Here is a 13,422-nt window from a genome sequence, read left to right as displayed (position 1 = left end):
GATGGTTAGCGGGTTCGCATGGGATTGGGTTGCGGTTCGGCCGGCACGGGCGCGCCTTGCGCGCGCGACAGCAGCAGTGTGAGCACGGCCGACAGCACCAGCAGGCCGGCGACGAAGTAGAGACCGCCGTCGAAACTGCCGGTGCGCTCCTTGATCCAGCCGATCATCGCCGGGCCGACGAAGCCGCCGAGATTGCCGATCGAGTTGATGGTGGCGATCCCGGCCGCGGCGGCCGAGCCTGACAGGAACATGGTCGGCATGCTCCACAGCGGCGGCTTCGACGAGGAGATGCCGATATTGACCAGGGTCAGCGCCGCGATCACGGCCGCGAGGCCGGTCCACAATCCGGCAAGTGCAAGTCCTGCGGCCGCGATCAGGCAGGCGATCACGACGTGCCAGGTGCGTTCGCCGGTGCGGTCGGAATGCCGCGCCCACAACACCATGGCGATGACAGCGACGGTCGCCGGCACCGCGTTGAGGAAGCCGACTTGCAGCGACGACAGGCCGAACGCCTTGATGATTTGCGGCGCCCACACGCCAAGTGTGTAGAGCCCGGCCGAGGTGCCGAAATAGACCAGCGCCAGCGCCAGCACGCGCGGGTCGGCAAGGCCGCGCCAGATGCTGTGGCTCGCGGTTGAGGCCTTGCCGTCGTTCTCGGCCTTCATGGTCTTGACCAGCCAGGCGCGCTCGTCGTCGGCGAGCCATCTGGCCTGCTCCGGCCGGTCGGTCAGGAAGCCGAGCACGACGAAGCCGAGCAGCACGGCGGGTATGGCTTCCAGCACGAACAGCCATTGCCAGCCCTTGAAGCCGAGCAGGCCGTCCATTTCCAAGAGTGCGCCCGACACCGGCGAGCCGAGCACGGTCGACAGCGGCGCTGCGGCCATGAACAGCGCGGTGACGGCGGCGCGCTGCCGCGCCGGGAACCAGTAGGACAGATAGAGGATGATGCCGGGGAAGAAGCCGGCCTCCGCGGCGCCGAGCAGGAAGCGCAGCACATAGAAGCTGGTCGCGCCCTGCACCAGCGCCATCGCTGCCGAGACCAGGCCCCAGGTGATCATGACGCGCGCGATCCAGATCCGCGCGCCGATCTTGTGCAGTATGATGTTGGAGGGCACTTCGAACAGGAAGTAGCCCCAGAAGAAGACACCGGCGCCGAAGCCGTAGACCGTCGGCGACAGGCCGATGTCCTTGTTCATGGTCAGCGAGGCGAAGCCGATATTGACGCGGTCGATGAAGGCCACGAAGTACAGCAGCATGATGAACGGCACGATGCGCAGTGAGATCTTGCGCAACACGCGCGTGCCAAGCTCGCTTTCCATGGGCTTCCTCAGGGTTCGTCTTGTTTATTGGGACGGCGCATTTCGCCGCGCCATTGGGAAGCTAGAGGCTTGCGCCCTTCCGATTCAATCCGCGCCGGTTTATACAAAAAAATGATATAATCGAGCGCGGGCCGTTACTCGTCATTGCTTCGCTTCGCTCGCAATGACGGCGAGCGGATGTGGAAGGAACCTAGCTTGGAACTGCACCAGCTTCGCTGCTTCGTCGCCGCTGCCGAGGAACTGCATTTCGGCCGCGCCGCGCAGCGCCTGCAGATGATGCCGTCGGCGCTCGGCCGCCACATCAAGCTGCTGGAGGAGGATCTCGGGGTGCGGCTGTTCGCGCGCACCACGCGCGCGGTGTCGCTGACCGAGGACGGCGCGGTGTTGCTGCGCGAGGGGCGGGCGCTGCTCGGCCGCGCCGAGGCGATCGAGAACGGTTTTCGCCGCCGGCTGCGCAAGCCGCAGGCGCGGCGCTTCCGGATCGGCGCGATCGACAGCGCCGCGGCCGGCCTGCTGCCGCCGCTGCTGCGCGACCTCCGCGCCGCCCATCCCGACGTTGCCGTACAGCTGCTCGAGGAGAAGACGATCCGGCTGCTGCCGAAGCTGTTGTCGGGCGCGCTCGATCTCGCCTTCGTGCGCCCGCCGGAGCGGCCCGACCGGCGCATCGAGTTCGTTCCGCTGCTGCAGGAGACCGCCGTGGTGGCGTTGTCGCACAAGCATGCGCTGGCGCGGCGCAAGCAGATCGTGCTGCCCGACATCGCCGATCAGCCCTTGATCGTGCCGGAGCGGCGCTCGCGGCCGCACAGCCACGATCTCACGACCAAGCTGTTCGACGAGGCCGGGCTGACGCCGCGCATCCAGGAGATCGCCGACGAGAAGCAGACCATCGTCAACATGGTCGCAGCGCGGCTCGGCGTCGCCATCGTGCCGCGCTGGACCGCGCGGATGGCGATCCCGGGCGTGCGCTTTGTGCCGCTGCGCCTAAAACGCGGCAGCAGCACCGGCCGCCTGCCGCTCGCCGCCGCCTGGCTGAAAGGCTCCCGCGATCCGGTCCGCGACCAGGTGATCGCCGTGCTCGAGGCGAGATTGAAGAGTTACGCAAGAGTGGCGTGACGGCGCCTGGTCGCCCTGGTCCGCTTCGCTGCACCAACGACCATCCTTTTGCGCAGGTGCGGCAGATGACGCGATGGGCTAAAAGGCGTGTCCGTCCTGCAGAGGACTTGCAAAGCAAGTGTCATATTGGCCTGCTAGCGCTTCCGTTGCGGCCTGCCCGCGCGCCCCCGCGCCGGATGTCGCCCGACGCTTCGCCGGCATTCTTTGACCGGAGGGATCATGCTCCGCATCGTCACGTGTCTGACGCTCTTGATTTCCCTTCAAGCGGCCGCGGCGCAAGACAGGGCGCCGGGCGTTTCTTCGCAGCCCTATTTGGGCGGCGCCACTTCGCCGCCGACCGATCTGCCGTCCGGGATCGGCAGTTATTGCATTTACGAAAACCTCATCTTCTCGATTGGCTCGCCCATGTGCGTTGGCAAGACGAGCTACGTATGTGCTCCCGCGACCAACGATGCGGAGCTCGGTCAGCGGGGGTATTGGTCAGCAAGACCAGCCGACCCGAAACTGACCGCGCCGGTGTGCCAGTAGACTGGCTACGGTCTCTCGCGTGAATTGAGAACCATCCGCGTCGTCGTCCCGGCGCAGGTCGGGACGACGACGGAAATTGAGACGCGCGAATGTGCCTCGCAACTTGCACCGCACATGCGGTGTCGTCCTGGCGAAAGCCAGGACCCATTACCCCGAATGCGTATTGCCGTGCGACGCCGGTGCCGCGGTCCCGTTCTTCATCGAATGCGGTGGTTATGGGTCCTGGCTTTCGCCGAGACGACGAACTTGAGACAGATCGCGCCGCGATTGCTCTTCGCCTAGCTCACATACACAAGACTATAAACATACGATTTCGCCCCCTTGCGGCTGACCCAGTCGCCTTCGGGCGGGTGATCGCCCTGGGCGGCCGGCGGCACGTTCCAGGGGCGGCCGGTAGATCCTGGTCCTGACGCTGGTAGCCGACGGTTCCATCGGGGCGCGCTTTGCGGACAAAGCTGTAGACGAGCGCGTCACTTTGGCGGCGTAGCTCGAATCTTTCCCGGTTTTGCGGAGCGGCCATGAGTTCCTCGTTGGTAGACTCGCGTTATGTTATAATATAACAGATGGTCCATGGCGCATACGCACTCCCACGACCACCACCATCACGGCCACGCCCATCCCCACGGGCACAGCCACGGCCCGCACGCCCATCCGGCCCAGGCCGCGCACTGGTCGATCCTGCGCATGCCCGTGCCCGCCCGGCTGGCCGCGGCGCTCGCGGTCTCCGCCTGCCTGTGGGGCGTCGTCTGGCTGGCGATGAGGTGACCATGGGCGCGCTTGTCAGCTTCCGCGACGTCACGCTCGGCTATGACCGGCACCCGGCGGTGCATCATCTCAATGGCGCGGTCGAGGCGGGCACGCTGCTGGCCGTGATCGGGCCGAACGGCGCCGGCAAATCGACGCTGCTGCGCGGCATCGCTGGCGTGCTGAAGCCGCTGTCGGGCGTGATCGATCTCGACGGGCTCGACCACCGCGACATCGCCTATCTGCCGCAATCCGCCGACATCGACCGTACGTTTCCGATCTCGGTGTTCGATTTTGTCGGCACCGGGCTGTGGCGCTCGACCGGCTTCTTCGGCGGCATCGGCCGGGCCGCGCGCGACAGGATTTTGGCGGCGCTCGCCGCCGTCGGCCTCAACGGCTTCGAGAACCGCCCGATCGGCACGCTGTCCGGCGGCCAGACCCAGCGCATGCTGTTCGCGCGCGTGCTGTTGCAGGACGCCCGCCTGATCGTGCTCGATGAACCCTTCAACGCCATCGATGCCAAGACCACCGCCGATCTCCTTACGCTGGTGAAACGCTGGAATGGCGAGGGGCGCACGGTGCTGGCGGCGCTGCACGACCTCGACATGGTGCGCAACAATTTCCCGGAAACGCTGCTCTTGGCGCGCGGGCCGGTGGAATGGGGACCGACCGCGGAGACGCTGACGGCGGACAATCTGACGGTCGCGATGCGGATGTGCGAAGCCTTCGACGATAGTGCCGCGGCCTGCGCCGCCGATCCGCGCTCACGGGCCGCCTGACGCCGATGCTGACTGACGCGCTGGTCACGCCCTTCACCGAATTCGAGTTCATGCGCCGCGCGCTCGCGGCCGTGATCGCGCTGTCGCTCGGCGGTGCGCCGATCGGCGTCTTCCTGATGCTGCGGCGGATGAGCCTGGTCGGCGACGCCATGGCGCATGCGATCCTGCCGGGCGCTGCGATCGGTTTCCTGCTGTCCGGGCTCAATCTGTTTGCGATGACGACCGGCGGCCTGATCGCGGGCTTTGCGGTGGCGCTGCTCGCCGGCCTCGTCGCCCGCACCACCGAGCTGAAGGAGGACGCTTCGCTTGCGACGTTCTATCTGGTCTCGCTCGCGCTCGGCGTCACCATCGTCTCCATCAAGGGCACCAATATCGACCTGCTGCATGTGCTGTTCGGCAACATCCTCGCGATGGACGACCAGACCCTGCTTGTGATCGCGTTCAACGCCACCATCACGCTGCTGGTGCTCGCGGTGATCTATCGGCCGCTGGTGATCGAATGCGTCGATCCGGTGTTCCTGCGCACGGTGAGCCGGGCCGGTGCACCGGCGCATCTAGCCTTCCTCGCGCTGGTCGTGGTCAACCTCGTCAATGGCTTCCACGCGCTCGGCACGCTGCTCGGCGTCGGGCTGATGATCCTGCCCGCCGGCATCGCACGGTTCTGGTCGCGCGACATCACCACCATGATCTGCATCGCGGTCGCGAGCGCGATTGTGTCGGGCTATGCCGGGCTGGTGCTGTCGTACCAGACCCGGATTCCCTCAGGCCCCGCGATCATCCTGGTCGCGGCGGGGCTCTATATCGTGTCGCTGCTGTTCGGCAATGTCAGCGGCCTGGTCCGGCAGCTGTTTCCCGGCCGCCATCTCGAGGCGTGAGGACGATGCGGCGGTTGTTCGGCTTGATTGGTCTGGTGCTGCTGCTGGCGAGCGGCGCGGCGCGCGCCGAGGAGCGCATCAAGGTCGTCGCGAGCTTCTCGATCGTCGCCGACATGGTACGCAATGTCGGCGGCAACAGCGTCGACGTGGCGGCGTTGGTCGGGCCCGACGGCGACGCGCATGTTTATGCGCCGACGCCGGCGGACGCCAAGAAGGTCGCGGACGCCAGGCTGCTGGTCATCAACGGCCTCGGCTTCGAGGGCTGGCTGCCGCGGCTGCTGCAAGCCTCCGGCAGCAAGGCGCCGGTCGCGGTGGCAACCAAGGGGATCATGCCGCGGAAGATGGGCGGCCATGACGATCCGCATGCCTGGCAATCCGTCGCCAATGCGAAGATCTATGTCGTCAACATTCGCGACGGGCTGATCGCCGCGGCGCCTGACCAGGCAGCCGCCTTCAAGGCCAATGCCGATGCCTACCTGGCCAAGCTCGAGGCGCTCGACCGCGAGGTGCATGAGGCGGTGACGAAAATACCGGACGCGCGGCGCAAGGTGATCTCGACCCATGACGCCTTCGGCTATTTCGCCGACGCCTACGGAATTACGTTTTTCTCGCCACTCAGCGTCTCCACCGATTCCGAGCCCAGCGCACGCGATATCGCCGCCATCATCGCCCAGATCAAGGTTGCGAAAATTCCGGCAGTTTTTCTGGAAAATATCAGCGATCCGCGGCTGATCGAGCGGATCGCGGCCGAGACCGGTGCCAGGGTCGGCGGGACCCTGTATTCGGACAGTTTGACGGGCGAAAAGGGCCAAGCACCCACTTACATTGATATGGTCAGGCACAATATAAAGGCCCTGACCAGCGCGCTCGCCAACTAGGGCAGGGGCCTCCCTGCCGGGATTGAGCGCGGACCAGCATGATGCGGAAAAGTGGGGTCCGGTTTTCCGATAAGATCATGCTCAAACCAAGAGTTCCTCGGAGTTGTTATGGCTGAAGCTTCGCAAAAAATTCCAGTGACCGTGCTGACGGGCTATCTCGGCGCCGGCAAGACCACGCTGTTGAACCGCATCCTGTCGGAAAACCACGGCAAGAAATACGCCGTCATCGTCAACGAATTTGGCGAGATCGGCATCGACAACGACCTCATCATCGGCGCCGATGAGGAAGTGTTCGAGATGAACAATGGCTGCGTCTGCTGCACGGTGCGCGGCGACCTCGTCCGCATCATGGACGGGTTGATGAAGCGCAAGGGCAAGTTCGACGCCATCATCGTCGAGACCACCGGCCTTGCCGATCCGGCGCCGGTCGCGCAGACCTTCTTCGTCGATGAGGACGTGCAGAAGAACGCCCGGCTCGATGCGGTCGTGACCGTCGCCGACGCCAAGTGGCTGAGCGACCGCCTCAAGGACGCGCCGGAAGCCAAGAACCAGATTGCGTTCGCCGACGTCATCGTGCTGAACAAGACCGACCTCGTCTCCAAGCCCGAGCTTGCCGAGGTCGAGGCCCGCATCCGCGGCATCAATCCGTACGCAAAGCTGCATCGCACCGAGCGTTGCCAGGTCGGGATATCAGACGTACTGGAGCGCGGCGCCTTCGACCTCGACCGCATCCTGGAGATCGAGCCGGATTTCCTCGAGGCCGGCGACGATCATGATCATGATCACCACCATCACGACCATGATCATCACCACCATCATAATCATGGCCACGGCCATGGCGGGCTGAAGCACTATCACGACGAGGACATGCAATCGTTGTCGCTGCGTTCGGAGAAGCCGCTCGATCCGACCAAGTTCATGCCCTGGCTGCAGAACCTCGTCGCCACCGAGGGCCAGAAGATCCTGCGCTCGAAGGGTATCCTCGCCTTCACCGGCGATGACGATCGCTACGTGTTCCAGGGCGTCCACATGATGCTGGAGGGCGACCACCAGCGGAAGTGGAAGGACGGCGAGAAGCGCGAAAGCCGCGTCGTGTTCATCGGTCGCGAATTGCCGGAACAGGCGATCCGCGACGGCTTCGAGCAGTGCATCACCACGTGATGAAAGAGTTCGATCCGGGCGAGGCCCCTTCTTCCATCGTGTCGATCACCGACCGCGTCAAGCCGCTTCCGCTTGGTGCTGCGGTCGGTTCAGTGCACTTTCTCGGCGACCGCGCATTCTTCGTCGGCACCGAGGAGAGTGTCGCGATCGCAACTATCGACGGCGAGCTCACGCGCACCGAGACGCATTTCGGCGCCATTCTGTGCGCGGCCTCCGACGGCAAGCGGCTCGTCACCGGCGGTGACGACGGCAAGCTGATCGCAATTGACGCCAAGGGCGAGACCTCTGTCATTGCGACCGACGCCAAGCGGCGCTGGATCGACAATGTCGCCCTGCACAGCGACGGCACCGTGGCGTGGTCGGCCGGCAAGACCGCCTTCGTGCGCAATCCCAAGGGCGAAGAGAAAACCTTCGAAGTGCCGTCGACCGTCGGCGGGCTGGCGTTCGCGCCGAAGGGCCTGCGGCTTGCGATCGCGCATTACAACGGCGTGACCTTGTGGTTTCCGAACATGGCCGCCAATCCGGAATTCCTGGAATGGGCCGGCTCGCATCTCGCGGTCTCTTTCAGCCCGGACAACAAATTCCTGGTCACCGCGATGCACGAGGCCGCGATGCATGGCTGGCGGCTCGCCGATAACCGGCACATGCGGATGAGCGGCTATCCCGGCCGCGTGCGCTCGATGTCATGGAGCGCCGGCGGCAAGGGGCTCGCGACCTCGGGCGCCGACACGGTGATCGTCTGGCCATTCACCAGCAAGGATGGCCCGATGGGCAAGGAGCCGGCGATGCTGGCCCCGATGCCGGCGCGGGTCGCGGTGGTCGCCTGCCATCCGAAGAACGATATCATGGCGGTCGGCTATGCCGACGGCACTGTGCTGATGGTCCGGCTCGAGGATGGTGCCGAGATCCTGGTGCGCCGGAATACCGGCGCGGCGGTGTCGGCGCTGGGATGGAATGCCAAGGGCACGCTGCTCGCCTTCGGCACGGAAGATGGTGACGCGGGCATCCTGGAAATGTAAGAGATCGCTGCATCGTTCTCGGGCGAGGAAGAATCGGCAGCGTCATGCGATTTCTCACCACATTCCAGCTCGCCGACTTCATCGACACGCTGGTCAGCCTGACGTCAGCTTTCGTGCTCGGCACGTTGATCGGGGCCGAGCGGCAGTACCGGCAGCGCACCGCGGGTTTGCGCACCAATGTGCTGGTCGCGGTCGGCGCGGCCGCCTTCGTCGATCTGGCGATGCATCTGGCGGGGGCCGACGGCGCGGTACGGGTGATCGCCTATGTGGTGTCGGGGATCGGCTTCCTCGGCGCTGGCGTCATCATGAAGCAGGGCATGGACGTGCGCGGCCTCAACACCGCGGCGACGCTGTGGGCCTCGGCCGCGGTCGGCTCCTGCGCCGGCGCCGACCTAGTGGCGCAGGCGGCGGCGCTGACCGTGTTCGTGATCGCCGGCAACACGTTGCTGCGCCCGCTGGTCAACGCCATCAACCGCATCCCGCTGAACGAGAAGGCGCTGGAGGCGACCTACTACTTCAAGCTCGCGGTCACCCCCGAGGCGCTGCCCGACATGCGCGACCGCCTGGTGGAGAAGCTTGAGGCCGCGAACTATCCGGTCGCCGATGTCAACGTGGTCGAGGCCGGTGACGACTTCCTCGAGATCGTGGCGGAGCTGGTCTCGACCGCGGTCGACCCCAACGAGCTGAACGCCGTGGTGGTCGACCTGCAGCATCAGCCCGGCGTGCGGCACGTCACCTGGGAAATCAGCACTACGGATTGAGGCGCGGTTCCTGCAAGTCCTGCTCAGGAACCATGCGGCAGCCGGATCGTTGACCTTGCCGACAATGCTCAGGTGAACGAGATGGCTGCGGATCGGACCAGGCTGCGGAACGACATGCTGATCGCCTCAACGCTGGTGGTGGCCGGCGTTGCGATCGCGGCGCTGTCGCTGCACGCGATCAACGCTGCCCCGCCGCAGGAAATGGCGCAGGCAACCCAGCCGCCACAGACAACGCCGCCCGCCGAGTCAAAACCCGGCGGCGAACGGCCGACCACGCCGGCGCCGGAGCCGGCGCGTCCCGACGCTGAGGCGCAGAAGGCCGGCGCCAAGCCGGCGCTGCCGCCGGCGCCCGCCGAGAAGATCGCGCCGCCGATCGAGAAGAAATAGCTGCGTTCGGCAGGCGCATTTGTGACGCGCATTTGACTGATGCTGCCGATTATACGGTCTCGCTTCCGCAGCCTGCGCCCGCCATAATCTGTCGTCTTGCCAACGACAGATGGGGCCTTTCATGAAGATCGAGGACGTCCGGCGCACCGCCTATTCGATGCCGCTCACCAACCCGTCGTTTCCGCCGGGACCGTATCGGTTCTTCGACCGCGAATATTTCATCATCACCTACAAGACCGACCCCGAGGCGCTCGCCGCCGTAGTGCCGGAGCCGCTCGAGGTCGCCGAGCCTGTCGTGAAGTACGAATTCATCCGCATGCCGGACTCGACCGGTTTCGGCGACTATACCGAGACCGGGCAGGTGATCCCGGTCCGCTTCAAGGGCGAACTCGGGGCCTATACCCACGCGATGTATCTCGATGACGAGGCCCCGATCGCCGGCGGCCGCGAGCTGTGGGGATTTCCGAAGAAGCTGGCGCGGCCGAAGATCGCAGTCGAAAGCGACGTGCTGGTCGGCTCGCTGCATTACGGCTCGGTGCTCTGCGCCTCCGCCACGATGGGCTACAAGTACCACAAGGTCGATCACGACACGGTCTTGAACGCGATGAAGGCGCCGAACTTCATCCTGAAGATCATCCCGCATGTCGACGGCACGCCGCGGATCTGCGAGCTGGTGCGCTTCCAGCTCGACGACATCACCTTGAAGGAGGCCTGGACAGGGCCCTCCGCGCTCGGCCTGTTTCCGCACGCATTGTGCGACGTCGCCCGCCTGCCGGTGCGCGAGGTGATCTCGGCGCTGCACTACAAGGCGGATTTGACGCTCGGCCTCGGCTCGGTGGCGTTCGACTACATGGCGCGGTGAGCGGCTGTCATTCCCCGGTGCGCAATTGCGCACCTGAGGGCCTGGCCCTTTGGGCCAGCCCGGAATGACGCGAGCCGGCCCATCGCCGGCTACTGTGCATGGGGTTGTTTTTGAGATTTTTGCCGGAGGGCCTCTCAGCGCACCAGGACGTTCTTGAACTGCCAGGGATCGCTGGTGTCGATGTCTTCCGGGAACAGTCCCGGACGATCCGTCAGCGGGGTCCAGTCGGTGTAGAAGCCCTTCACCGGGCCGAGATACGGCAGCTGGATTTCCAGCAGGCGGTCGAAATCCATCTCGTCGGCTTCGACGATCCCCTCGTTCGGGTTCTCCAGCGCCCACACCATGCCGCCGAGCACGGCGGAGGTCACCTGCAGGCCGGTCGCGTTCTGATAGGGCGCGAGCCTGCGGGTCTCTTCGATCGATAGCTGCGAGCCGTACCAATAGGCATTGTTGTCGTGGCCGAACAGCAGCACGCCGAGTTCGTCGATGCCGTCGATGATTTCGTTCTCATCGAGGATGTGATGCTTCTCCTGCATCTTCGCGGCGCGGCCGAACATTTCATGCAGCGAGAGCACCGCATCGTCGGCCGGATGATAGGCATAGTGGCAGGTCGGCCGGTAGATCGCCTTGCCCGATGCGTCATGCACCGTGAAGTAATCGGCGATCGAGATCGACTCGTTGTGGGTGACGAGGAAGCCGTACTGCGCGCCGCGGGTCGGGCACCAGGTCCGCACGCGCGTATTGGCGCCCGGCTGCATCAGATAGATGGCCGCGCCGCAGCCGGCTTCGTGGGTATGCGCATTCTCGGGCATCCATTTTTCATGGGTGCCCCAACCGAGTTCGGACGGCTGCACGCCTTCCGACAGGAAACCTTCCACCGACCAGGTGTTGACGAAGACATCCGGCTCCTTCGGCGACTTGGAGCGCTGGGTGTCGCGTTCGGCGATATGGATGCCCTTGATGCCGGCCTGCCGCATCAGGTCCGCCCACTCGGCCTTGGTCTTCGGCCTCGGGGCATTGAGCTTCAGATCGGCGGCGACGTTGAGCAGCGCCTGCTTGACGAAAAACGAGACCATGCCGGGATTGGCGCCACAGCAGGAGACGGCCGTGGTCGAGCCCGCCGGACGCGCCTTCTTGGCGGCCAGCGTCACTTCGCGCAGGGCGTAATTGGAACGCGCTTCCGGGCCCTTCGACGAATCGAAGTAGAAGCCGAGCCAAGGCTCGTTGACGGTGTCGATATAGAGAGCACCAACTTCGTTGCACAGCTCCATGATGTCGGTCGAGCCGGTGTCGACCGAGAGATTGACGCAGAAGCCCTGGCCGCCGCCTTCGGTGAGCAGCGGGGTCAGCAGGTCGCGATAATTGTCCTTGGTCACGGCCTGCTGGATGAATTTGACATTCTGCTTCTCGCAATGGGCCTTGCGGCCCTCATCCTTGGGATCGATCACGGTGATCCGCGACTTGTCGTAATCGAGATGCCGCTCGATCATCGGCAGCGTGCCTTTGCCGATCGAGCCGAAGCCGATCATGACAATGGGGCCGGTGATTTTCGCGTAGATCTGCGAGGAGGGGCTCATCATTTTCTCCAGGAGAGCGCCGAGCGGCGGGTAGGGTGGATCAGGGGGTGCGTCGCTTTGCGGTGACTTCGATCTCGACCTTCATCTCGGGCTTGTAGAGCCCCACGACGATCAGCAGCGTCGCGGCAGGCCGGATCTCGCCGAGCACCTCGCCGCAGACCGCGAAATGAGCATCCGCGTCACTGACGTCGGTGAGGTAGTAGGTCGCGCGGACGATGTCGGCCATCGCAAAGCCTCCCTCTTTCAGGGCAGCCTCGATGGTCTTGAAGCAGTTCCGTGACTGGCTCGTGACATCGGCCGGCATGGTCATGGTGGCGTAGTCGTAGCCGGTGGTTCCGGCGACGAAGGCGAAGTCGCCGTCGATCACGGCACGGCTGTAGCCCGCGGTCTTCTCGAACGGCGAGCCGGTGGAAATCAGGCGGCGGGACATGTCGGACCTCGGCTGAAAATGGCTTTGCGCGGGGTTTACGGGCATTTTCGGCGCCCGCGCAACCCCTCTCTTCTGGGCCTTGCGGCCGGCGCTACTGGGACTGCTGCGTGGTGTCCGGCGGCGACGGCGGCGTGCCGGTCCAGCGCCGGATCAGGATGTCCCTGACGATCATGACCGCGATCAGGACCAGCATGACCGTGGTGACGAGGCCGCGCCAACGCGGGCGCGCGCCATCGATTGCGGGAAGGTTCTCTGCCATGGCGCCCGCCTTACGCCGCGTGCGGCACGGCGAGCGGTGCCTTCCGGGTCCGGGACCTGGTCCGGGTTGCCTTGCTTTGGGGTAGCGCCGCGCCGGTCGGCGTGATCATGCCCCAGGCGCCGTCCAGCGCCCTCTCGACCAGTTCGAGGCCGAGCAGCCGCTCGCGCGCGAAGGCGCCCGGCAGCGACAGTTCGCCGGTCTTGGCGGCCGTGAAGCCGAAACGGGCGTAATAGGGCGCGTCGCCAAGCAGGATCACCGCGCCATGGCCGCGGGTCTTGGCGACAGCCAGCGCGCGCTGCATCAGCGCGGCGCCGACGCCGAGGCCGCGGCAGTCGTCGTCGACAGCCAGCGGCCCCAGCATCAGCGCGCTGCGGCCCCCCGCGCTGACGTGCCACAGCCGCACGGTTCCAACCAGCCGGCCGTCCTGGTGCACGGCCGCAAGGCTCAGGCCTTGGGCGGGCGCGCGTCCGTCGCGCAGGCGCTGGCAAATGCGGGCATGGCGGTTCTCGCCAAAGCAGGCATCCAGCAGCGCTTCGCGCGCGACGACGTCCGAAGCCCGCTCCGCACGGATCGCGAACGGGGCGGCTTTTCGGATGAAGGCAACGGGGTCGTTCCGTTTTGCAGTCATGGCACGTCAGTCCCCGCTTGCAACGGCATGGCGTACGCCGCGGCAAGCGTCGTTCAGAAAAATCAAAAATGATCGGGAAGGAGCCGGCTGGGCCGGCTCCCG

At 65.5% G+C, this 13,422-nt stretch carries 16 protein-coding genes; 11 read left to right on the top strand and 5 right to left on the bottom strand.

Annotated elements, in window-relative coordinates:
- Nucleotides 1–5: 5 nt before the first annotated feature.
- The gene (locus CO675_RS36315; RefSeq protein ID WP_097676682.1) at nucleotides 6–1,319 is read right to left on the bottom strand and encodes an MFS transporter; all 1,314 of its coding nucleotides are present in this window, start codon (nucleotides 1,317–1,319) and stop codon (nucleotides 6–8) included.
- A 195-nt stretch (nucleotides 1,320–1,514) separates the two neighbouring features.
- Between CO675_RS36315 and CO675_RS36310 the strand changes: the two genes are divergently transcribed.
- From CO675_RS36310 to CO675_RS36255, 11 genes are all read left to right on the top strand, one after another.
- Nucleotides 1,515–2,432, top strand: a complete 918-nt coding sequence (locus CO675_RS36310; protein ID WP_097676681.1) for a LysR family transcriptional regulator — start codon at nucleotides 1,515–1,517, stop codon at nucleotides 2,430–2,432.
- A 219-nt stretch (nucleotides 2,433–2,651) separates the two neighbouring features.
- Complete coding sequence (locus CO675_RS36305) at nucleotides 2,652–2,960, top strand: hypothetical protein (RefSeq protein ID WP_097676680.1); 309 nt, start codon at nucleotides 2,652–2,654, stop codon at nucleotides 2,958–2,960.
- Between the two features lie 570 nt (nucleotides 2,961–3,530).
- Nucleotides 3,531–3,725 (top strand): hypothetical protein, encoded by a 195-nt coding sequence (locus tag CO675_RS36295; protein WP_097676679.1) that lies wholly within the window; start codon nucleotides 3,531–3,533, stop codon nucleotides 3,723–3,725.
- Between the two features lie 2 nt (nucleotides 3,726–3,727).
- Entirely contained in the window at nucleotides 3,728–4,483 is a 756-nt protein-coding gene (locus CO675_RS36290) for a metal ABC transporter ATP-binding protein (RefSeq protein WP_198964873.1), read from the top strand.
- 5 nt (nucleotides 4,484–4,488) lie between these two features.
- A complete protein-coding gene (locus CO675_RS36285) occupies nucleotides 4,489–5,358 on the top strand; it encodes a metal ABC transporter permease (RefSeq protein ID WP_097676677.1) in 870 nt (289 codons plus the stop codon).
- A gap of 5 nt (nucleotides 5,359–5,363) precedes the next feature.
- Nucleotides 5,364–6,236, top strand: a complete 873-nt coding sequence (locus CO675_RS36280; RefSeq protein WP_097676676.1) for a metal ABC transporter solute-binding protein, Zn/Mn family — start codon at nucleotides 5,364–5,366, stop codon at nucleotides 6,234–6,236.
- 108 nt (nucleotides 6,237–6,344) lie between these two features.
- Nucleotides 6,345–7,397 (top strand): CobW family GTP-binding protein, encoded by a 1,053-nt coding sequence (locus CO675_RS36275; protein ID WP_097676675.1) that lies wholly within the window; start codon nucleotides 6,345–6,347, stop codon nucleotides 7,395–7,397.
- Nucleotides 7,397–8,416, top strand: coding sequence for a WD40 repeat domain-containing protein (locus CO675_RS36270; protein ID WP_198964872.1), 1,020 nt, complete (start codon nucleotides 7,397–7,399; stop codon nucleotides 8,414–8,416). The genes CO675_RS36275 and CO675_RS36270 overlap by 1 nt, the downstream gene beginning before the upstream one ends.
- Nucleotides 8,417–8,460: 44 nt before the next feature.
- On the top strand, nucleotides 8,461–9,177 hold the full coding sequence (locus CO675_RS36265) for an MgtC/SapB family protein (RefSeq protein ID WP_050405783.1): 717 nt from the start codon (nucleotides 8,461–8,463) through the stop codon (nucleotides 9,175–9,177).
- Between the two features lie 81 nt (nucleotides 9,178–9,258).
- A complete protein-coding gene (locus tag CO675_RS36260) occupies nucleotides 9,259–9,564 on the top strand; it encodes a hypothetical protein (protein WP_097676674.1) in 306 nt (101 codons plus the stop codon).
- 121 nt (nucleotides 9,565–9,685) lie between these two features.
- Entirely contained in the window at nucleotides 9,686–10,426 is a 741-nt protein-coding gene (locus CO675_RS36255) for an acetoacetate decarboxylase (protein WP_198964871.1), read from the top strand.
- A gap of 134 nt (nucleotides 10,427–10,560) precedes the next feature.
- Here CO675_RS36255 and CO675_RS36250 read toward each other — a convergent pair whose 3' ends face one another.
- The 4 genes from CO675_RS36250 to CO675_RS36240 all read right to left on the bottom strand — a co-directional run bounded on the left by CO675_RS36250 (nucleotide 10,561) and on the right by CO675_RS36240 (nucleotide 13,320).
- Nucleotides 10,561–12,003, bottom strand: coding sequence for a homospermidine synthase (locus CO675_RS36250; protein ID WP_097676721.1), 1,443 nt, complete (start codon nucleotides 12,001–12,003; stop codon nucleotides 10,561–10,563).
- 40 nt (nucleotides 12,004–12,043) lie between these two features.
- Nucleotides 12,044–12,433: a RidA family protein gene (locus CO675_RS36245; RefSeq protein WP_097676672.1), complete on the bottom strand. Its 390-nt coding sequence runs from the start codon at nucleotides 12,431–12,433 to the stop codon at nucleotides 12,044–12,046.
- Between the two features lie 91 nt (nucleotides 12,434–12,524).
- Complete coding sequence (locus tag CO675_RS41210; protein ID WP_198964870.1) at nucleotides 12,525–12,692, bottom strand: hypothetical protein; 168 nt, start codon at nucleotides 12,690–12,692, stop codon at nucleotides 12,525–12,527.
- Nucleotides 12,693–12,702: 10 nt separating this feature from the next.
- Nucleotides 12,703–13,320: a GNAT family N-acetyltransferase gene (locus CO675_RS36240; RefSeq protein ID WP_097676671.1), complete on the bottom strand. Its 618-nt coding sequence runs from the start codon at nucleotides 13,318–13,320 to the stop codon at nucleotides 12,703–12,705.
- Between the last annotated feature and the right edge of the window lie 102 nt (nucleotides 13,321–13,422).

The organism is Bradyrhizobium sp. C9 (assembly GCF_002532045.1).
GTDB lineage: Bacteria > Pseudomonadota > Alphaproteobacteria > Rhizobiales > Xanthobacteraceae > Bradyrhizobium.
This window is presented reverse-complemented; position numbering and strand designations above follow the sequence as displayed.

Bases quoted from the DNA above. Each gene is read 5' to 3' on its own strand.
- CO675_RS36315 (WP_097676682.1), bottom strand. From the start codon at position 1,319: ATGGAAAGCGAGCTTGGCACGCGCGTGTTGCGCAAGATCTCACTGCGC.
- CO675_RS36305 (WP_097676680.1), top strand. From the start codon at position 2,652: ATGCTCCGCATCGTCACGTGTCTGACGCTCTTGATTTCCCTTCAAGCG.
- CO675_RS36295 (WP_097676679.1), top strand. From the start codon at position 3,531: ATGGCGCATACGCACTCCCACGACCACCACCATCACGGCCACGCCCAT.
- CO675_RS36290 (WP_198964873.1), top strand. From the start codon at position 3,728: ATGGGCGCGCTTGTCAGCTTCCGCGACGTCACGCTCGGCTATGACCGG.
- CO675_RS36285 (WP_097676677.1), top strand. From the start codon at position 4,489: ATGCTGACTGACGCGCTGGTCACGCCCTTCACCGAATTCGAGTTCATG.
- CO675_RS36280 (WP_097676676.1), top strand. From the start codon at position 5,364: ATGCGGCGGTTGTTCGGCTTGATTGGTCTGGTGCTGCTGCTGGCGAGC.
- CO675_RS36275 (WP_097676675.1), top strand. From the start codon at position 6,345: ATGGCTGAAGCTTCGCAAAAAATTCCAGTGACCGTGCTGACGGGCTAT.
- CO675_RS36270 (WP_198964872.1), top strand. From the start codon at position 7,397: ATGAAAGAGTTCGATCCGGGCGAGGCCCCTTCTTCCATCGTGTCGATC.
- CO675_RS36265 (WP_050405783.1), top strand. From the start codon at position 8,461: ATGCGATTTCTCACCACATTCCAGCTCGCCGACTTCATCGACACGCTG.
- CO675_RS36260 (WP_097676674.1), top strand. From the start codon at position 9,259: ATGGCTGCGGATCGGACCAGGCTGCGGAACGACATGCTGATCGCCTCA.
- CO675_RS36255 (WP_198964871.1), top strand. From the start codon at position 9,686: ATGAAGATCGAGGACGTCCGGCGCACCGCCTATTCGATGCCGCTCACC.
- CO675_RS36250 (WP_097676721.1), bottom strand. From the start codon at position 12,003: ATGAGCCCCTCCTCGCAGATCTACGCGAAAATCACCGGCCCCATTGTC.
- CO675_RS36245 (WP_097676672.1), bottom strand. From the start codon at position 12,433: ATGTCCCGCCGCCTGATTTCCACCGGCTCGCCGTTCGAGAAGACCGCG.
- CO675_RS41210 (WP_198964870.1), bottom strand. From the start codon at position 12,692: ATGGCAGAGAACCTTCCCGCAATCGATGGCGCGCGCCCGCGTTGGCGC.
- CO675_RS36240 (WP_097676671.1), bottom strand. From the start codon at position 13,320: ATGACTGCAAAACGGAACGACCCCGTTGCCTTCATCCGAAAAGCCGCC.